This is a genomic window from Arthrobacter sp. B2060 (assembly GCF_059090445.1).
This window is the reverse complement of sequence record NZ_JBNHFR010000007.1, coordinates 45,577-63,441: the sequence shown is the minus strand read 5'-3', so window position 1 is coordinate 63,441 and position 17,865 is coordinate 45,577. Positions and strand designations below refer to the sequence as shown.

The 17,865-nt window shown below is 66.2% G+C and carries 18 protein-coding genes and 2 riboswitches; of the genes, 7 read left to right on the top strand and 11 right to left on the bottom strand.

Going from position 1 to position 17,865, the window contains the following annotated elements; genetic code table 11:
• Positions 1-83: 83 nt before the first annotated feature.
• The 9 genes from fdhD to AC5RUM_RS13505 all read right to left on the bottom strand — a co-directional run bounded on the left by fdhD (position 84) and on the right by AC5RUM_RS13505 (position 8,072).
• A complete protein-coding gene (gene fdhD, locus AC5RUM_RS13545; RefSeq protein WP_494035402.1) occupies positions 84-974 on the bottom strand; it encodes a formate dehydrogenase accessory sulfurtransferase FdhD in 891 nt (296 codons plus the stop codon).
• A gap of 78 nt (positions 975-1,052) precedes the next feature.
• Positions 1,053-2,510: a molybdopterin molybdotransferase MoeA gene (locus tag AC5RUM_RS13540; RefSeq protein WP_494035401.1), complete on the bottom strand. Its 1,458-nt coding sequence runs from the start codon at positions 2,508-2,510 to the stop codon at positions 1,053-1,055.
• Positions 2,507-2,857: a DUF6457 domain-containing protein gene (locus AC5RUM_RS13535; protein WP_494035400.1), complete on the bottom strand. Its 351-nt coding sequence runs from the start codon at positions 2,855-2,857 to the stop codon at positions 2,507-2,509. Before AC5RUM_RS13535 ends, AC5RUM_RS13540 begins: the two co-directional genes overlap by 4 nt.
• Before the next feature lie 33 nt (positions 2,858-2,890).
• Positions 2,891-3,493 carry a molybdenum cofactor guanylyltransferase gene (gene mobA, locus AC5RUM_RS13530; RefSeq protein ID WP_494035399.1) on the bottom strand — a complete coding sequence of 201 codons (603 nt, stop codon included), beginning with the start codon at positions 3,491-3,493 and terminating at the stop codon, positions 2,891-2,893.
• A 22-nt stretch (positions 3,494-3,515) separates the two neighbouring features.
• Positions 3,516-4,016: an HNH endonuclease gene (locus tag AC5RUM_RS13525; RefSeq protein WP_400581195.1), complete on the bottom strand. Its 501-nt coding sequence runs from the start codon at positions 4,014-4,016 to the stop codon at positions 3,516-3,518.
• Between the two features lie 222 nt (positions 4,017-4,238).
• Positions 4,239-5,018, bottom strand: a complete 780-nt coding sequence (locus tag AC5RUM_RS13520; RefSeq protein ID WP_494035398.1) for an NlpC/P60 family protein — start codon at positions 5,016-5,018, stop codon at positions 4,239-4,241.
• A 100-nt stretch (positions 5,019-5,118) separates the two neighbouring features.
• Positions 5,119-5,793: a C40 family peptidase gene (locus AC5RUM_RS13515; protein ID WP_400581243.1), complete on the bottom strand. Its 675-nt coding sequence runs from the start codon at positions 5,791-5,793 to the stop codon at positions 5,119-5,121.
• Positions 5,794-5,863: 70 nt separating this feature from the next.
• Positions 5,864-6,033: riboswitch (cyclic di-AMP (ydaO/yuaA leader) on the bottom strand.
• A gap of 138 nt (positions 6,034-6,171) precedes the next feature.
• Complete coding sequence (locus AC5RUM_RS13510) at positions 6,172-6,996, bottom strand: M23 family metallopeptidase (protein ID WP_494035397.1); 825 nt, start codon at positions 6,994-6,996, stop codon at positions 6,172-6,174.
• A 4-nt stretch (positions 6,997-7,000) separates the two neighbouring features.
• Positions 7,001-7,209: riboswitch (cyclic di-AMP (ydaO/yuaA leader) on the bottom strand.
• Between the two features lie 167 nt (positions 7,210-7,376).
• On the bottom strand, positions 7,377-8,072 hold the full coding sequence (locus AC5RUM_RS13505) for an iron-dependent transcriptional repressor DtxR (protein WP_494035396.1): 696 nt from the start codon (positions 8,070-8,072) through the stop codon (positions 7,377-7,379).
• A gap of 328 nt (positions 8,073-8,400) precedes the next feature.
• Between AC5RUM_RS13505 and serC the strand changes: the two genes are divergently transcribed.
• The gene (gene serC / locus AC5RUM_RS13500; protein WP_400581189.1) at positions 8,401-9,531 is read left to right on the top strand and encodes a phosphoserine transaminase; all 1,131 of its coding nucleotides are present in this window, start codon (positions 8,401-8,403) and stop codon (positions 9,529-9,531) included.
• Positions 9,532-9,613: 82 nt separating this feature from the next.
• Here serC and AC5RUM_RS13495 read toward each other — a convergent pair whose 3' ends face one another.
• Complete coding sequence (locus AC5RUM_RS13495; RefSeq protein ID WP_494035395.1) at positions 9,614-10,159, bottom strand: DUF3027 domain-containing protein; 546 nt, start codon at positions 10,157-10,159, stop codon at positions 9,614-9,616.
• A gap of 6 nt (positions 10,160-10,165) precedes the next feature.
• Positions 10,166-10,549 (bottom strand): cold-shock protein, encoded by a 384-nt coding sequence (locus tag AC5RUM_RS13490; protein ID WP_400581186.1) that lies wholly within the window; start codon positions 10,547-10,549, stop codon positions 10,166-10,168.
• A 181-nt stretch (positions 10,550-10,730) separates the two neighbouring features.
• Between AC5RUM_RS13490 and AC5RUM_RS13485 the strand changes: the two genes are divergently transcribed.
• The 6 genes from AC5RUM_RS13485 to AC5RUM_RS13460 all read left to right on the top strand — a co-directional run bounded on the left by AC5RUM_RS13485 (position 10,731) and on the right by AC5RUM_RS13460 (position 17,864).
• Entirely contained in the window at positions 10,731-10,964 is a 234-nt protein-coding gene (locus AC5RUM_RS13485; protein ID WP_494035394.1) for a hypothetical protein, read from the top strand.
• Between the two features lie 10 nt (positions 10,965-10,974).
• On the top strand, positions 10,975-13,476 hold the full coding sequence (locus AC5RUM_RS13480) for a helicase-associated domain-containing protein (protein WP_494035393.1): 2,502 nt from the start codon (positions 10,975-10,977) through the stop codon (positions 13,474-13,476).
• A gap of 13 nt (positions 13,477-13,489) precedes the next feature.
• Complete coding sequence (locus AC5RUM_RS13475; protein WP_494035392.1) at positions 13,490-15,136, top strand: DNA repair helicase XPB; 1,647 nt, start codon at positions 13,490-13,492, stop codon at positions 15,134-15,136.
• 62 nt (positions 15,137-15,198) lie between these two features.
• A complete protein-coding gene (locus tag AC5RUM_RS13470) occupies positions 15,199-15,912 on the top strand; it encodes a response regulator transcription factor (RefSeq protein WP_494035391.1) in 714 nt (237 codons plus the stop codon).
• 2 nt (positions 15,913-15,914) lie between these two features.
• The gene (locus tag AC5RUM_RS13465) at positions 15,915-17,459 is read left to right on the top strand and encodes a sensor histidine kinase (protein ID WP_494035390.1); all 1,545 of its coding nucleotides are present in this window, start codon (positions 15,915-15,917) and stop codon (positions 17,457-17,459) included.
• A 117-nt stretch (positions 17,460-17,576) separates the two neighbouring features.
• A complete protein-coding gene (locus AC5RUM_RS13460) occupies positions 17,577-17,864 on the top strand; it encodes a WXG100 family type VII secretion target (RefSeq protein WP_494035389.1) in 288 nt (95 codons plus the stop codon).
• Position 17,865 lies beyond the last annotated feature (1 nt).

The window sequence follows — 17,865 nt, the reverse complement described above, 5'->3', positions numbered from 1 at the left end:
TGGTGTCCGGGGCAGGTTCGCTGCCCTGAAAGAGCGGATCAACGTGTCCATTCGATGGATAAAATCTACTGCGTCGCGCCTGATTAGCCAAGCATTCGCGGCTCCTGGCGGGGCAGGTCCGCCAGGGAAATGCGGTGTCCGCCAGTATAGACGTTCAGGCTGCTTCCCCTGCTGAAGCCGGCCACGGTAACCCCGCTGGACTCCGCGAGTTCGACGGCGAGACTGGAGGGAGCGCTGACGGCAGCCAGCACCGGGATCCCCGCCAGCGCAGCCTTCTGCACAAGTTCAAAGGATGCACGGCCTGATACCTGCAGCACCGTACGGGACAGCGGCAGGCGCCGCTCACGCAACGCCCAGCCAACCACCTTGTCCACGGCATTGTGCCGGCCAACGTCCTCGCGGAGGCACAATAGCCGGGCGGCGCCGTCGTCATCGATGCTGAAGAGACCGGCGGCGTGCACGCCACCGGTGGCTTCGAAGACCGTCTGCGCTTCCCTGAGCAGGTCCGGCAGGGCAGCGAGGGTTCTTACCGGGACTGTGAGCGTGTCGTCAGCCGGACTGAAGTGCGACGACTTGCGGACGGCGTCAATCGAATCCGTGCCGCAAATCCCGCAGGAACTTGATGTGTAGACGTGGCGTCCGGTGTCCGGGAGCACGACGTCGGGCCGCAGCTGGGCTTCTACCACGTTGAAGGTCTGGACGCCGTTTTCATCTTCCCCGGCACAGAACCTCAGGGAGATGAGCTGGTCGGGGTCCCATATGACACCCTCGGAGACCAGGAATCCCGCCACCAGGTCAAAGTCGTCCCCTGGCGTGCGCATGGTCACCGAGAAGGAGAGACTGCCGAGCCGGATCTCCAGCGGCTCCTCCACGGCCAGCACGTCCTCACGGTGCCGGACGGGAAATTCGAGGGCGGAGGGTGAGCCGTCCAAGACGTATCGGTGAATCTTGCGTCGTTGCGTCACGCGTCCCATCGGGTCACCCCTGGTGCCAGCCTGTTCATGCCTCCATCATTGCAAGCGGGGTGCCAGTACACCAACGGGCTGTGGTTTTCAGTCCAGGAGCGCACTCCAGTCCACTGGCCCGCTGTCCGCAGCCGGCTTGCCGGCCGGCCGGTTCCCCGCCCTGCGGGGTGACGCCTTCACTTTGGAGTCTGCTTTCTTGGGCTCGGGAATGGCCGGCCCCCACGGCAGTGCAAAGGCCGGAACGGTCTCGCCAAGCTGCACACCGTGCGGCGGGACCACCATCACGCCGTCAGCGGCGGCCAGTCCCCTCATCATCCCGGGTCCGGTGTGCTGGGAGGGCGAGGCCATGCCGTAGAGGAGCCGGAACGGCATGAGTCTGGTCCGGCCGGGGTCGGGATCGATCATGGTTCCGCACGGCACCTCCTGCACGGCAGGCATGGCCCCGTGTCCCAGCGCCGCGAGGAGCGGGCCGCCGACAGTGGACAGCGCCATCATTGCCGCAAGCGGATTGCCGGGCAATCCCAGCACGAAGCGCCCGTCCGGCAGTTCCGCAAGGACCGCCGGGTGGCCGGGGCGCATCGCCACGCCGTCGATCACCAGCCGCCCGCCGAGATCCGCCACGGCGCGCCTGAAGTGATCGGTACCGGACACACCGGTACCCCCGGTGGTGATAACGACGTCGGGAGGCAGCACTGCCGCTGAGGCCTCCGCCAGGCGGTCGTCCGGCTCCGCCTCCGGCCCTTCGTCCTCCAGTGCTTCCAGCCACTCGCCGTAGCTGTCCCCTATCCTGACCTGTCCGGTGCAGATACCGCCCATCATTTCCACGACGGAAGCCAGTTGCGGGCCGAAGGTGTCCCGGACCTTGCCCGCTTCGGGGAGGCCGTGTTCGATGACCTCGGAGCCCGTGAGCAGCAGCTTTACCACCGGTTTGCCAACCACCGACACATCGTCGTGGCCGGCCAGGGCGGCGAGTGCCAGATGCGCAGGATTCAGAGTGGTGCCGGCTTTGACCAGCACCTCGCCGGCAACGGCTTCTTCGGCCGCTTTGCGGATGTGCTGGCCGTTTCGCGGTTCACCCGGGCGGGCGCTGCCGCCGAGGGTCAGTACCGGCAGGCCATCCTCGTCCTTGGACATGACGCCGCTTTCACGGCGCAGCACCGCCTTCGCGCCCGGCGGAATGAGACCGCCGGTCACGATGACGCTGGCCTGGTGCGGCGCGAGCCGTTGCCCGGGTTCAGCAAGGATCCAGGGCCCGCTGCCGTTGACGGCCCAGCCGTCCATCGCGGACGAAGCGTAGTGCGGAATGTCCTGCAGCGCGGTGATGTCCGCCGCCAATGTCCGGCCCAGGGCTTCCTTCAGAGGAACCCGGCCGGCAGGGATCGGAGCAGCGCAGTCAAAGGCGGCCTGCCGCGCTTCTTCCCAAGTGTGTGCCGCATGCGTGGCAGGCGGGTCCGCGGCCTCGATTCCACTATCTGCGGGTCCGCTGTCCGCGGGCAGTGCGTCTGTGTCGTCCTCGGCTGCTGGATGTCCGGGGGCGGCGGTCATTCCCCCGGTGTCCCGCTGGGAGCCGCTACGCTGCTGGAACTGCCTGCGGCCGGCGGAACGGAGTCATCCCCTGCCTCATCGGCCGAGTAGGCCTTGGACACGGAACGGGCCACGTCCATGGCCGCTTTCATCGATGTGGAGTCAGGCGCCTGGCCCGAACCTGAGGCGAGCCCGGCGGCAAATCCGGCGATGAAGGTGGTCAGCGGCGCTGCGGGCCGGACCACCGAGTGCGCGGCTACCCCGGCAAGGGACAGCACCTCATTGACATCCACTTGCACGTCTTCGAGCTCGAAGGCCCGCAGCAGTAGACGGCACCACTCCTCAAGCGTTTCGTCCTGGCTTTTCATGCCTGCCTCCAATCTCAACTGCGGCTGCGACGTTCAGCCCGGATGATTGCTGGCGTCCACTCCCAATGCGGCGGCATCGTCCCAGGTATCCACATCGTCTGTGGAGCCGGCGGGCACGGTGACAGCCTGTACGTCAAGCCTAGCAAGGAGAGCGAAAACTGACCCATGGTTCAAAGCGTTCCGCGCCGCGGCTTCTTCCACGGCGCGTTCTAGCACAGCCGTGCGGTAAAAGCCTGCCAACGGCTGGCGCCGCCCGTCGCCGGAAACTGCCATGACGCCGTCGCCGCCCTGCAGCGCTTCCAGAAGGGCATGCACGGCATCCGCCACGCGGGGCATGTCACATGCCAGAACCAGAACATAGGCATCATCCCCGGGACGGGCCGGGGACTCCAGTAGGGCCAGGCCGGCCGCAATCGCGGCGGCAGGCCCGGCGAACGGCGGATCCTCCCGGCAGCTCAAAACACCGGGCGGAAGGTCGTGGCCTTCCGGGCCCACGACTACGATGCGGCGGGCACCTCGGGCGGCCGCAATCGACCGCTGCAGAAGGGTCTCACCCTCATAGGTCAGTTCGGCCTTCGGCGAACCGCCGAGCCTCGAAGAACGGCCGCCGGCCAGAATGACTGCATCGAAGTACACATACCAAGCCTAGTGCCACAGGTCAGGCGGCCGTCTCCGGAAGCAGGAAGGGATCCCACGCGGGGGTCGGCTTCTCCAGTTCCTTGATTTGCCAGATGGTGCCAACGGGAGGCGCCGGGACGAACCGCAGCTTCCAACCCATTTCCGCCGGAGTGTGATCCCCCTTGACGTTATTGCACCGGAGGCAGGCCGCCACGAGGTTTTCCCAGGTATCCGCACCGCCCCGAGATTTCGGCTGGACGTGGTCTATGGTGTGGGCTGCCTTGCCGCAGTACGCGCATCGGTGGCCGTCCCTGCGCAGCACCCCGCGCCGGCTCACTGCGGTGACCATGTTATAGCGCGGCCGGATATAACGGTTCAGGAGAATCACGGAGGGGCGGCCCATGATGTCCTTCGGCCCCACGACGGGATCGTCACCTTCGGCAACCACGCTGGCTTTTCCTGTGAGCACAAGAACCAGCGCCCGGCGGAAGGTCACAACCGCCAAGGGTTCATATCCAGCATTAAGTACGAGCGTGCGCATGCGCATACCTCTTCACGGCCGCACCCGGCAGAGGCGCGAGGGCCGGCTGCCCTCTGCATGTCCGGGCTATGGATCGACACCACAAGAGTAAACACTCTTAGCGCATATCGACGAATCGGCCTAACATTCGGCCACGGCGTGTCGGCGTTCAGCCCGGGAAGTTTTAAGACAAAAGGACCCCCGCCGCAGGGGCAGGGGTCCTTTTAAGCCTTTGCTCGTGGCTTAGCCGCCGACGCGGATGAAGACCGGGCCGGAGCCGACGTTCACGCTGAACAGCGCGGTGGTTCCGCCGTTCCAGCCACCGTGAACAGCCTGGCCGTTGCCGACGTAGACAGCGATGTGGGCCAGGCCCATGCCGCCGTTTTGGTAGTAGGCGAGGTCGCCCGGCTTGGCTTCGGCAGCGCTGACAGTGCGGCCGAGGGACAGGTAACCTGCCGGCCAGCCGTGGTAGTTGATGCCCACAGCGGCCAGCGAGTTGGTGGCCAGCATGGTGCAGTCCTGCGAGACGCCCAGCTGGGCGTATGCGGCAGCAGCGATGGCAGCTCCCTTGCCGCTTGCCGAGGACGTGTTGGCAGCAGGTGCAGCTTCCACCTTCGCGGTGGCCTGAACTGCCGGAGCAGCCTTGACGGCCGGGGCTTCCACGGCCGGCGCGGCTTCCTGGACGTTGACGACCGGCTTGGGAGCCTCAACGACGGGGGCCGGGGTGGTGGTGATCGCCGGCTTCTCGTAGGAGATGGCGATGCTGGATGCGGCCGAAATCGGTGCCGACGCCAGGGACTGCACTTCCAGGGTGGACGTGGAAGCCGAGTCGCGCTGAACGTTGGTCTCAGCAGCGTTGGCGGCGATGCCGCTGGTCAGAACGAGTCCGGAGGCGGCAGCGATAACAGCAGCCTGACGGCCTACTCCGCCGGCGTTGTCGCCGACAGCCTTGGCAATGACGGACAGCGAGTTGGTCTTGGTGACCTCGGCGCGGTGGCGTGCAATGGTCGCACGTGTAGTCATGATTTCTCTCTTTCGTGTTCCACGGCCCGCTGTAGCAGGCCGCGGTTTAGCGACGCGCCGGCGTCTTGGGGGTACGCCGAATCGTCTCGAATGGGGGGTTTTAGCGAAGGGTGTAGAACGAGGACGTGCCCGTGGCGGACACTGCATGCAGGATGGTGCCCTGCGAGGGGTTCAGCGCGCTGATCATCATGCCGTTGCCAACGTAGATGCCAACGTGGGCACCGCCGTTCTGCATGACCAGGTCGCCGGGAGCGGGAGTCGACGTGGGCTTCATGGCTGTCCACGCATTGACGCGCGGAATGCTGATGCCCGCCTGTGCGTAGACCCACTGGGTGAAGCCGGAGCAGTCCCAGCCGCTGGGAGTGGTGCCACCCCAGACGTACGGGCTGCCGATACCGGTGTAGGCGATGCCCGCGAGACCTGACGTTGCACCCGAGCCTGCGGCGTCAACCAGTTTCCCGGCCTTGGCCGCGATGGTTTCCACGGCAGCTTCGGGGCTGGCCGTGTCGTCGCTGGACTGGGGCGCGACTGTCTCAATGACGGGGGCTGCCTCGGTGGTAACGGCAGGACGCTCGAAGGAGACGGTTGCGGTGGGCGCGGCGGTCACAGCAAGCTGTGCCGCCTGGGATCCGGACTCAGCGGAGGCGGAAACACCGATGTTGGCGTCGGACGCGTTGGCTGGCATGCCGGCGCTCAGGACGAGACCTGAAGCGGCCGCAATGACTGCTGCCTGACGACCTACTGTGCCTGCATTGGCGCTTACTGCCTTGGACACGGAGTCCAGCGGGTTCTTACGAACCGTTTGCGCACGGTGGCGCGCAAGATTGTGGCGTGAAGACACGAAGGTAGCCTCTCCCAATGCCTACGAGGTGAGCTGTCGGATTCGGATGGGAGTCACCCGGCCGCGCCGCTTCCTGGGAAGCTTTGCGACTTAACCCCAAGGCCTTCTTGCGAAGACCAAAATTGGTTCCCCCGCCCCTGCCAGACGATGTAATGCGAACGGACCTTGAGCGGTGGCAGAGTTAGGCAATCCACTCAAGGGCGTCAACTTCGGAAAAGTTGACGCGGTTTAGACGGTACAACAGTTCGGAGGGAATGTCACATTCAGGTCACGGCGTGTCACGAGAATCTGAGAGCTCTCCATCGGCTTTGCTTACAGCCAGCCTTCGGGATCAACGACTTCTCCGTTGACCATCACCTCAAAGTGGAGGTGGCAGCCGGTGGATGCGCCGGTGGTCCCGCTGAGTGCCACCGTGTCGCCCCGGCTGACCTTCTGGCCGACCTGAACGCTCGATGACGACAAATGGTTATACGTGGTTTCGAGGCCGTTGCCATGGTCGATGACAACCCTGTTGCCGCCGCCAAACTCGTGCCAGCCCGCAAACGTGACCGTGCCGCTGGCCGCTGCGTACACCTCTGTTCCACACTGGGCCGCGAAGTCCTGGCCACGGTGGAACTCTCCGGCGCCGCCAGTGATGGGGCTCACGCGGTATCCGAAGGGCGAGGACTTCACCATGGTGGCCAAGGGCATGCCAAGGCTGCCGACGGAGGCTGCGCGGCTGATACTGCCGGCGGACTGTGCGCTCAGGAGCTGCTTGAGCTTGCCATCCGGGTCACCGGCTGTCGCAACGGAGGTGCGGCTGAAGTCAATCTTGGCTGCCGCCTCGGCGGAGACCTCTGGCTGCGCCGTGGCGGCACCTGCGGCGGCCGGGGCGCTGTGGTCGGCCGTGGCCAGGACCGGGCTCGTGGCGGGCACTGTGACGGTCAGCAGGAGGCCCGAGGCGGCAAGGGCCACGCCGACCTTCTGCCCGACTCCGCTGGCAGCGGCGAAGTCAGCGACCTGACGGAAAGGACTGCGTTGCTTCCGCGCTTGACGCTGCGCATCGCGGGGTCGCTCAGCGGCGACCGCTACGGGCGTGCGGGGCTCGGCAGCGGAGCCGGTAGCGCGGCGGCGGCCCCGGGCATTCTGCATGGTCAAGAACGGTTCCTCTCTGGGTAGCCTGCGAAGTTAGCTGTCGGATTCGGGTCAGAGAGTTGATCGACCCGGTCCGCAATGACAAGCCTTTTTGGCACAGAGGTATCCGGGGATTCCGTCTGTGGAAGGTGGCTTGCTGCTGCGGACTTCACCCCAAGGCCGTTTTAAACGGCCAGTTGTGGTTCCTCCGCCTCTGCCAGAAGGTGTTTCGAGCGACTGATCCGCTGGCAGAGTTCGGCTCCGGATCAGGTAACGCTTTGGTATCGGCGCTGCGACTTAACTATAGGCGATTAAAGCTTGCGGTAATAATTCCGTTATCTTGCTTGTGCAAAAGTGGTGGGTCATCCTGCCAGCTGATGTCGGACAACCTGCACCGGGGTGACTCAGGCCACCCGGACAAACACGTGCGCAGCAACTTCGGGCGGCAACTCGAGGGCGCCGTCGATGCCAGGGACACGCACGGAAATGTACTCCCCGACCCGTTCCAGCGACACGGTCGCTCCCGGGCGGATCCCGCCCTCGTCCAGCTGCTGCAGGAGTTCGGGCTCGACCTGAATCGGTTCGGCGAGCCTGCTGACGGTCACCCGCGAGTCCGGGCCATAACTGCCCATGGCGTCCAGCAGGTTCAGGTCGACGTCGGCAAAGGTGCGTGTCGGCTCGCCGCCCAGCGCAGCCAGCCCGGGAATGGGGTTGCCATAGGGCGATTCCGTGGGGTGATTCAGCATCTCGTAGATCCTGCGTTCCACGCGTTCGCTCATCACGTGTTCCCACCGACACGCTTCGTCATGAACATACGCCCAGTCCAGGCCAATGACGTCGGCAAGCAGGCGCTCGGCCAGCCGGTGCTTGCGCATCACCTCGGTGGCGCGTTTGCGCCCTACTTCGGTCAACTCCAGGTGCCGGTCGCCGGTAACCACAACCAGCCCGTCCCGCTCCATCCGTCCGACGGTCTGGGAGACGGTAGGACCCGAATGGCGGAGGCGCTCGGCGATGCGGGCACGCAGTGCCACGATGTTCTCTTCTTCCAGCTCCAAAATGGTCCGAAGATACATCTCCGTGGTGTCGATCAGATCCGTCATTCAGCTCAGCTCCTCGAGCACAGTACTTGCGTTCTCCCACGGTACCGCGGGCCCCTCGTCTGGCGGCTCGGCATCCAGCCGCCGCGGCCCCAATCCGGCGGCGGTGCAACGCCGACTGTCCGCCTGTTCGTCCACCAAAAGCTTAGCCTATTTTGAATTACTCCGGATAAACCGCGGCGTCTCAATGACTGGACTGTGACGGGCACGGTTCCCGGGATTTCCGCGTCTCAGGCAGAATAAAGGGGGCCTTCGCGGGCAGCCATACCTGACCGCCGGTCACCAACTGTCCCCGCCGATCCGCATGTCCATGCCGAAAATTGGAGCCCCTGTGAGCGAGACCAGCATCACCATCCCAGCAAACCTCCTGCCCAAGGATGGACGGTTCGGCGCCGGACCTTCCAAGGTCAGGCCGGAGCAGGTCGAGGCGCTGTCCGCAGCCGCCACCACGCTCCTGGGCACGTCCCACCGCCAGGCGCCGGTGAAGAACCTTGTCGGATCGGTTCGTGAGGGCCTCAGCACGTTCTTCCGCGCCCCCGAGGGCTATGAAGTTATCCTCGGCGTGGGTGGCTCGACGGCGTTCTGGGACGTGGCGAGTTTTGGCCTCGTGGAGCAGAAGGCCCAGCACCTCTCCTTCGGTGAGTTCGGTTCGAAGTTTGCCGCGGCCACCAACAAGGCCCCGTTCCTTGCGGATTCGTCCATCATCAAGTCGGAGCCGGGAACCTGCCCCGAGCCCCGGGCAGAGGCAGGCGTTGACGTCTACGCCTGGCCGCAGAACGAGACCTCCACCGGTGTTGCCGCCCCGGTCAAGCGCGTGAGCGGCGCGGATGCAGGTTCCCTCGTCCTGGTGGACGCTACGTCCGCTGCCGGAGGACTGGACGTAGACGTCGCCGAGACCGACGTTTACTACTTCGCACCGCAGAAGAACTTCGCTTCCGACGGCGGCCTGTGGCTGGGTCTCTTCTCCCCCGCCGCGCTGGAGCGTGCCGCGCGGATCAAGGCCGGCGGCCGCTGGATCCCGGACTTCCTGGACCTGCAGACGGCCATCGACAACTCGAAGCTGAACCAGACCTACAACACCCCGGCGCTGGCCACCTTGGTGACCCTCGACGCGCAGGTGCAATGGCTCAACTCCAACGGCGGCCTCGACTTCGCCGCCGGCCGAACCGCCGACTCCGCGGGCCGCATCTACAAGTGGGCCGAGGCCTCCGAGTTCGCTACGCCGTTCGTCGCCAACGCCGCGGAACGCTCCAACGTCATCGCCACGATCGACTTTGATGACTCAATCGATGCCGCGGCCATCGCCAAGGTACTGCGCGCCAACGGCATTGTGGACACGGAACCGTACCGCAAGCTGGGACGTAACCAGCTCCGTATCGCGACTTTCGTGGCGATCGACCCTGCGGACGTTTCGGCGCTGCTGGAGTGCATCGACTACGTGGTGGGCGAGCTGAAGAAGTAGCCTCCCCGCGCCGCTGCCACAGGCAGCATCAGCGTTCGACGGCGCCGTCCGGGCTCGTGTCCCGGCCGGCGCCGTTCGCCGTTCAGCCTTCCTCGCCGGCCGGGTCCTTTGCGGTTTCCTTTACGGCTGCCTCCGGGGAAACCTCCGGCTCCTCCGCGGCTCCGGCACCGGGAGCGCCCGCCTCTGACACCCCTGCCCCAGCGGCCTGCGGTGCGTCTTCGTCCGCCAATGCATCGTCCTGGGCATCCTCCGGCCGGACACGCTCCGCCCAGGGAACCCACTCCGGGGCGAGGATCGAGTCCTCGGAGGGCAGCAGGCCCAGCTCGTTCACGGTGATCACCTTGGACCGCGAATTTCGTGTGAGCACGGCGTACCACTGCCATCCGACGTAACCGGGCAGCTTGGATTCGAACAGGTGGGTCACCAGGCGGTCACCCTCCGTGCGCGCGGCCAGGTGTTCGCCGATTTCCGATGCCTTGGCGATGCCTTCGATGGCGGTCCGGGCCACGTCTACGGCAGCCGCGAGGACGGCGTCGGGTTTTCCGGTGCGCCAGACCGGGACACCGGCACGCTTCCCGGGCGTCTTTGGTGCCGCCTTTGATTCGGCCTGTTCAGGTTCCGGGTTCATGGGGACCTAGGCGTCCAGCTCGTCGGCAACCTTACGCAGGGCGGCGGCGATGGCCTTGCCCTTGTTACCCTCCGGGTATTTGCCGGCGGACAGGGTGCCGGAGAGGTTGTCCAGCACCGTGACGAGGTCCTGCACCACAGGCGCGAGGTCCCTGGCATTGGGCCGCTTGGCCTTGGCGATGGATGGGGTCTTGTCCAGTACCCGCACGCCCAGGGCCTGGGCGCCCTTGCGGCCGTCGGCCACACCGAACTCGACCCGCGTGCCGGCTTTCAGTTCGGTGACGCCCCCGGGAAGCGCCGACTTGGGCAGGAACACTTCCTGGCCGTCCTCGCCCGCGAGGAATCCGAATCCCTTGTCCTTGTCATACCACTTGACTTTGCCGGTAGGCACGTAATCAACCTTCTTCGTTCTGACTGTCTAGACATGTCCGGCCATCACCGCATCCGCACCGGTGTACGGGTTCAGGGTATGACTGCCTGGTTCATGTTGGTCTGCTACTTCAAGGTTATCCTGACTGGCTTGGGATTCCTGCTTTGAGGCGCAGCCGCGGCGGGACTGTTAGCGTTACGGCATGATACCCACGCGTTTCCGGCGTCCTTTGACGGTCGCCGCAGCGGTTCTGGCAGTGCTTTCCCTGGCGTCCGTGGGAACGGTGATGGCGATGGCATACGGCGGCCAGGCCGCTCCGGCCGCGATCACGTCCGCTGCCCTCTACGGGCTTCCGCTCGCTTTCATCCTGGTATTCGTGCTGGTGATCGACAGCATTGCAGCACGGCGCCGGGCAGGAAACGGCGGCGGGCGGTAACGTTGGACTGATGTCCCTTATTCGTGCGCTCAGCAAGGAACTGGAGGCACGCAGCGACGCGTCGTTGCGTGCCCTGTTCGCTGCGCGGCCGGATCTCATTTCGCCGGGCGTACCCGATTTCGCGGCGCTGGCGGCCCGTGCCAGCGCCCGGGTCAGCGTGCAGCGGGCACTGGAGCGCCTCAACCGGCCCCAAATGCAGGTGCTGGAGACGCTTCACCTGTGCACGAACACCGATACCGGGCACAGTGCGTCGGCAGCAGGCGTCAAGAAACTGATCGCAGGCTCTTCGCTGGCCGCCGTTGAGCGTATCCTGCTGTCGCTACAGGAGCTGGCGCTGGTCCACCGTGCAGAGCCCCCTCACACCGCGAGCCCATCCGCCCACCGACAGCGTTTCTACCTGCCGGTGGGCAGCCTGAAGGATGTCGTGGGGATTTATCCCGCCGGGCTGGGTCGCAGCTACACAGAATTGGTCCGGCTGCAGCCGGCCTTCGCCCAGCGCGTCGTCCAGCTGGTCGGCGAACTGCACCGCAGCGGCGCCGCCATCCAGCCCGCCACCACCCCGATGGAAGCGGCGCTGGCCCTGCAGCACTGGACCTCCTCGCCCGAGGCCCTGCGTGCCATCCTCGCCACGGCTCCGGAACGCACGACGGCGCTGCTGGCCCGGTTTAGCAACTGGGCCATGGGGGCCGTCCCGCAGGCACAGCGGAAAGCGTCGGTCATCGGCGAGGGGCACGACGTCGGACCGGTGGACTGGCTGCTGGCCCGTGGCCTGCTCGTGCCGCTGGACGCGGCGCACGTCGAACTCCCCCACAGCGTGGGGATATCCCTCCGGGGCGGCGCAGTAATCGATAACTTCTCCCTCACCCCTCCCAAGCCCACCTTGGGAACCACCACCGCTTCCCTCCGCCGCAACGCCGCCTTGGGCGCAATCGCCGAAACGCTGCGGCTCACCGGCGAGCTGCTCCACGCCGTCCGGGAGCAGCCATTGGGAACGCTGCGCAGCGGCGGAGTGGGCATCCGTGAAATGCGCCGACTGGCCGACGCCCTGCGGGTGGACCAGCATGCGGCCGCCGTCCTCCTGGAGTTCTGCGCCCTTTCGGGACTGGTCCGGCTGGATGTGGACAGCTCCTGCTGGGTGCAGCCGCCCGAACTCGAGTGGCTGGGCCTGCCCCGACAGGAACAGTGGTTGTGGCTTGTCAATGCCTGGCTGGCCAGCGAGCGCGCCCCGTCACTGGTGGGGCAGCCCATCAACGGCCAGCCCGGCGGGCAGCCGAACCACCGGACGGCTGCCGGAACCGCCGTCGTCAACGCCTTGTCTGCAGAGGCTCAGCGGTCCGATGCGCCGGTGGTCCGCAAAAGGATCCTCGAGATCCTCCGGGAGCTGACGCTCGAAGCCGAGGCTCCGGATGGCACCGCTCCCGTCCTCGACGCCAATGCTGTGCTGCAACGCGCCGAATGGCAGCAGCCGCGCATGGCCCGGCGCTTCAGCTCACTGATCCGCGGAGTCCTGGCGGAGGCCGAGATGCTTGGTCTGATCGGATCCGGCGCCCTCAGCCAGGTGGGCGCGGCCATCGCGGCCGACGCGCCTGACGAGGCGATGGACATCCTAGGCGAACACCTGCCGGCAGCCCTGAACCATGTCCTGCTCCAGGCGGACCTTACGGCTGTTGCCCCGGGGTACTTGAGTCCGGAACTGAGCCAACAGCTCCAGCGGGTTGCAGACGCCGAAGGGCAGGGCCCGGCCACGATTTACAGGTTCTCCGTGCAGTCGATCCGGCGGGCCCTGGACGCGGGACAGGACGCCGCCACCATCCTGGACTTCCTCCGAAGGCACTCGGCCACCGCCGTTCCGCAGCCCCTGGAGTACCTCATCGAGGACACCGCCCAGAGACACGGAAAGCTGCGCGTCGGCGCCGCGGGCTGCTTCATCCAGAGCGACGACGAAGCAGCCCTCATGGAGCTGGCAGGCGAAGCCGCGGCAGCCTCCCTGAACCTGGTCAGGATCGCCCCCACGGTCCTGATCTCGCATGCGCCGCCACGGCAGACGGCGCTGGTGCTGCGCGGGCTGGGACTGTCACCCGCTGTCGAAGAACCGGAGTCCGCCGTCGTGCGGCTGAACCGCACCGCGCCGGTTGCCGGGGCAGGCGCGCGGCCTGTGTACAGCGCGCCGCGGACAGCCCCGCCGGACGCCGACATCGCCGCCCAGCTCGCGGTGCTGCGCAGCCATGCGGCTGCGGCCGGCTCCAACGGCCACCGGTCCGGCGCCGCAGTCAACGGCAGCGAGGAAGCCACGCAGCTCGGGCTGGAGACCCTGCGGAAGGCCATTCGGCTTAAACAGCGGGTCACCATGAACGTCGTGGACAGCCTCGGGAATGCCAGGCTGGAAACCGTTGTTCCGGTCTCGGTAAGCGGCGGACGCGTCCGGGTGTTCGACCCCGCCAAGGACACCGAGCGGGTGCTGTCCATCCACCGGATCATCGATATCGAAGCAGCAGGGGAAATACACCCGTGAAGGATTGCACCGCGTGAACGACGGACCGCTGATTGTCCAAAGCGACAAGACCATCCTCCTGGAAGTCGACCACGAGCAGGCCACCGAAGCCAGGCACGCCATAGCGGCCTTCGCCGAACTGGAGCGCGCACCGGAGCACATGCACAGCTACCGGCTGACTCCCCTGGGCCTCTGGAACGCGCGGGCCGCGGGCCTCGATGCCGAGAAGGTCCTGGACACCCTGCTCAAGTACTCCCGCTTCCCGGTGCCGCACTCGCTGCTGATCGACGTTGAAGAGACCATGTCCCGCTATGGGCGGCTGCGGCTGGAAAAGGATCCGCAGCACGGGCTCGTCATGCGGACCAGCGACTATCCGGTGCTCGAGGAGGTCAGCCGTGCCAAGAAGATCCAGCCGCTGCTGGGACCGCGCATTGACGGTGAGACCGTGGTGGTCCACTCGTCCCAGCGCGGCCAGCTGAAGCAGCTGCTGCTCAAGCTCGGCTGGCCCGCGGAGGACCTGGCCGGGTATGTCGACGGCACACCCCATCCGATCATGCTGGACGAGTCCGGCTGGAAACTGCGGCCTTACCAGCAGCTGGCTGCCGAGAACTTCTGGGCCGGAGGCAGCGGAGTGGTGGTGCTCCCGTGCGGCGCGGGTAAAACCCTGGTGGGGGCCGCAGCCATGGCCACCAGTTCCACCACCACGCTCATCCTCGTCACCAACACCGTTGCGGCACGCCAGTGGAAAGACGAGCTGCTCAAACGGACCTCACTTACGGAAGCCGAAATTGGCGAATACTCCGGCGCCGTCAAGGAGGTCCGGCCTGTCACCATCGCCACGTACCAGGTGCTCACCACAAAGCGCGGCGGACTGTATCCGCACCTCGAGCTGGTTGACGGTCACGACTGGGGCCTGATCATCTACGACGAGGTCCACCTCCTGCCTGCGCCCATCTTCCGGATGACGGCAGACCTGCAGGCCCGGCGCCGCCTGGGCCTCACGGCCACCCTGGTCCGGGAAGACGGCCGCGAGGGCGAAGTGTTCAGCCTCATCGGCCCTAAGCGTTACGACGCGCCGTGGAAGGACATCGAGGCCCAGGGCTACATCGCGCCCGCGGACTGCGTGGAGGTGCGGGTGGATCTGCCCCGCGACGAACGCGTCGCCTACGCGATGGCCGAGGACGCCGACAAGTACCGGCTGTGCGCCACGTCGGAAACCAAGACTTTGGTGGCGGAGCAGTTGGTGGAAAAGCACCAGGGCGAACAGGTGCTGGTGATCGGCCAGTACATCGACCAGCTCGATGAGCTTGGCGGACGACTGAACGCACCCGTGATCAAGGGTGACACCTCCGTGAAGGAGCGCCAGCGGCTCTTTGATGCCTTCCGGGCCGGCGAGGTCCAGACGCTGGTCGTCTCCAAGGTGGCGAATTTCTCCATCGACCTTCCTGAAGCATCCGTGGCCATCCAGGTCTCCGGGTCCTTCGGCTCCCGGCAGGAAGAGGCCCAGCGGCTCGGCCGGCTGCTGCGCCCCAAGCAGGACGGCAGGGCGGCACGCTTCTATTCACTGGTGGCCCGCGACACCCTCGATCAGGATTTCGCCGCCAAACGCCAGCGGTTCCTGGCCGAACAGGGCTATGCCTACAGGATCATGGACGCCAAGGACGCCGGGGCCGTGGGATAGGGCCCACTGAACACACAACATTCATCCAGAAAACTCCCAGACTCTGGGAGCATCATGGAACTATGAAAAAGAACGGTGCCGAAGCGAAGCTTCTCGTGGTCGATGACGAACCCAACATTCGCGAGCTGTTGTCCACGTCGCTGCGCTTCGCCGGATTTGAGGTCATCTCCGCAGGCAACGGGCGTGACGCCCTGGCCGCCGCCGAAGCCGATGCGCCGGACCTGGCCGTACTGGATGTCATGCTTCCGGACATGGACGGCTTCACCGTCACGCGCCGGCTGCGCGCCGCCGGCAAGCATTTCCCTGTCCTGTTCCTGACGGCCAAGGACGACACCGAGGACAAGGTCACCGGGCTCACAGTGGGCGGCGATGACTACGTCACCAAGCCGTTCAGCCTCGACGAGGTGGTGGCCAGGATCCGCGCGGTGCTTCGCCGCACCCAGCCCATGCTGGACGATGACGAGGCGGTCATCCGCGTGGACGACCTCGAGCTCGACGACGACGCCCACGAGGTGCGGCGCGGTGGCACCGTGATCGAGCTGTCTCCTACCGAGTTCAAGCTCCTGCGGTACCTCATGCTCAATCCGAACCGTGTCCTGTCCAAGGCGCAGATCCTGGACCACGTCTGGGAATACGACTTCAACGGCGACGCTTCGATCGTCGAATCCTACATTTCCTACCTCCGCCGCAAGGTGGACATCGATCCTGACGCTCCGGCCCTTATCCAGACCAAGCGCGGCGTGGGCTACGTGCTCCGGACAGCAGAAAAGCGCTGACCTTGCTCGAACGTTGGAAGTCCGCCACACTCCGGTCACAGCTGGTGGCCATCATGATGGCGCTTATGCTCGTGGCCTTGGCGGTGACGGGGGCGGGTACGCTGACGCTGCTGCGCAGCTATCTTGAAGGCCAGGTGGACGACAAACTCCGGGCCGCGGTCCAGTCCGCGGAGCGGCAGCGGTCCTTCAACCAGTTGATTGTGCCGAACCCTGTGGTGCCAACGGACTACACCGTCACCATCTATTACCCGGACTCTGCGCCAACTAATCTGGACGGCAAGTCCGACCGCCCGGACATCGACTCAATCTCGGTGGATGACGCCCGTCAACGCGGGTTGAAGCCCTTCCAGGTCCGGGGCAGCGACGGCAAGAACTGGCGCGTGGTCGCGGTCAGCGTGGTCGACAGCGACCAGCAGCGGGCCGTCGTCGTTGTCGGGCTGCCGCTCTCTCCGGTGGACGAAGTACTTCGCCACGCCACGCTCGTGGTCGTGGGCGTGGGTCTGCTCACCATGATCCTGGCCTCCTTTATCGCGTCCTGGACCGTGACGAGGTCCTTCAGGCCCCTGGCCAGGGTCGAAAAGACGGCGGCAGCCATTGCGGCCGGGGATCTGTCGCGCCGAGTGGCGGTGGAAAACCCGTCCACCGAAGTGGGCCGCCTGGGGCGCTCGCTCAATGCCATGCTCGCCCACATCGAGGCGGCCTTCGCTGCCCGGATGGCCTCGGAGGGCCGGATGCGGCGCTTCGCGGCGGACGCCTCCCATGAACTGCGGACCCCACTGGTGACCATCAGGGGCTACTCGGAGCTTTACCGCCATGGGGCCCTGCAATCCGAGGAGGACATTGCCAGTGCCATGGGCCGGATCGAGAGCGAGGCCAAGCGCATGGGCTCCATGGTGGAGGACCTGCTGCTGCTTGCCCGGCTGGACGAGCAGCGCCCGCTGCAGCGGAAACCCGTTGACCTGCAACTGCTCGCCCACGACGCCGTCGTGGATACCCAGGCCAGCGACCGGGGACGCACCATCACACTGATGGGACTCGACGGCGGACATGCCGCGCCTGCCCCCGTTCTCGGCGATGAGGCAAAGCTCCGCCAAGTCGTGGGAAACCTCGTGGGCAACGCCCTCAGGTATACACCGGAGGGGACCCCGATCGAACTCGCCGTCGGCGTGAGGACCGGTGTGGAGGGGGAACCGCGGGCTGTGCTCGAAGTCCGCGATCATGGACCCGGAATTCCGGACAGTGAAGCGCCGAAGATCTTCGAACGCTTCTACCGGTCGGATACCTCCCGCACGCGCGACACCGGCGGCAGCGGCTTGGGCCTGGCGATCGTGGCCGCCATCGTCGGTTCGCACGGCGGCTCCGTCCGGGTCAACGCCACCGAGGGCGGCGGTGCCACCCTGGTGGTCAGCCTTCCCCTCCGGGACGACTCACAGGAGGCTTCCCACGGGGACGGCGTAAGCGAGGACGAGGTAAGCGAGGATCTCGGGACCAGGGACGACGGACCGGAGCGGGGAGGCTCCGGCGGCGGCCAGGTTATCCACATATAGGGATTTCCTGTGGTGGGCGCTGCGGGCGGGTTCGTAGGCTCGACCCAGTGGGTCGGAAAACCGGCCCTCCGCCGGTCACTCCAGTGCCGGTCCACCGCGCGTCGAGAGGCCACAGCCATGAGCATCATTTCCGTCGATACCGAACTCCTCCAGGTGAAGTCAGCCAACGTCAGGGCCACCGTTGACCGCATCAGCGCCGACGTGCAGGCGATGAAGCACGGCTTGGACGAGCTCCAGGCCACGTGGCGGGGTTCTGCCGCCACGAACTTCCAAGCACTCATCACGGAGTGGACGCTGACGCAGGGGAAGGTGGAAGCCTCCCTGGCCTCCATCAACCTCGCCCTGCAGTCCGCGGCCACCACGTACGCGCAGGCGGAGCAAGGCAACGCCCAGCGGTTCAGCTGAG

What these genes read in the sequence shown, in the direction of transcription:
- AC5RUM_RS13520 (WP_494035398.1), bottom strand. Translation starts at nt 5,018, where the DNA reads ATGACTACACGTGCGACCATTGCACGCCACCGCGCCGAGGTCACCAAG.
- AC5RUM_RS13540 (WP_494035401.1), bottom strand. Translation starts at nt 2,510, where the DNA reads ATGACCGCCGCCCCCGGACATCCAGCAGCCGAGGACGACACAGACGCA.
- AC5RUM_RS13460 (WP_494035389.1), top strand. Translation starts at nt 17,577, where the DNA reads ATGAGCATCATTTCCGTCGATACCGAACTCCTCCAGGTGAAGTCAGCC.
- AC5RUM_RS13480 (WP_494035393.1), top strand. Translation starts at nt 10,975, where the DNA reads ATGTCCCTTATTCGTGCGCTCAGCAAGGAACTGGAGGCACGCAGCGAC.
- AC5RUM_RS13495 (WP_494035395.1), bottom strand. Translation starts at nt 10,159, where the DNA reads ATGAACCCGGAACCTGAACAGGCCGAATCAAAGGCGGCACCAAAGACG.
- AC5RUM_RS13535 (WP_494035400.1), bottom strand. Translation starts at nt 2,857, where the DNA reads ATGAAAAGCCAGGACGAAACGCTTGAGGAGTGGTGCCGTCTACTGCTG.
- fdhD (WP_494035402.1), bottom strand. Translation starts at nt 974, where the DNA reads ATGGGACGCGTGACGCAACGACGCAAGATTCACCGATACGTCTTGGAC.
- AC5RUM_RS13470 (WP_494035391.1), top strand. Translation starts at nt 15,199, where the DNA reads ATGAAAAAGAACGGTGCCGAAGCGAAGCTTCTCGTGGTCGATGACGAA.
- AC5RUM_RS13505 (WP_494035396.1), bottom strand. Translation starts at nt 8,072, where the DNA reads ATGACGGATCTGATCGACACCACGGAGATGTATCTTCGGACCATTTTG.
- AC5RUM_RS13485 (WP_494035394.1), top strand. Translation starts at nt 10,731, where the DNA reads ATGATACCCACGCGTTTCCGGCGTCCTTTGACGGTCGCCGCAGCGGTT.
- AC5RUM_RS13525 (WP_400581195.1), bottom strand. Translation starts at nt 4,016, where the DNA reads ATGCGCACGCTCGTACTTAATGCTGGATATGAACCCTTGGCGGTTGTG.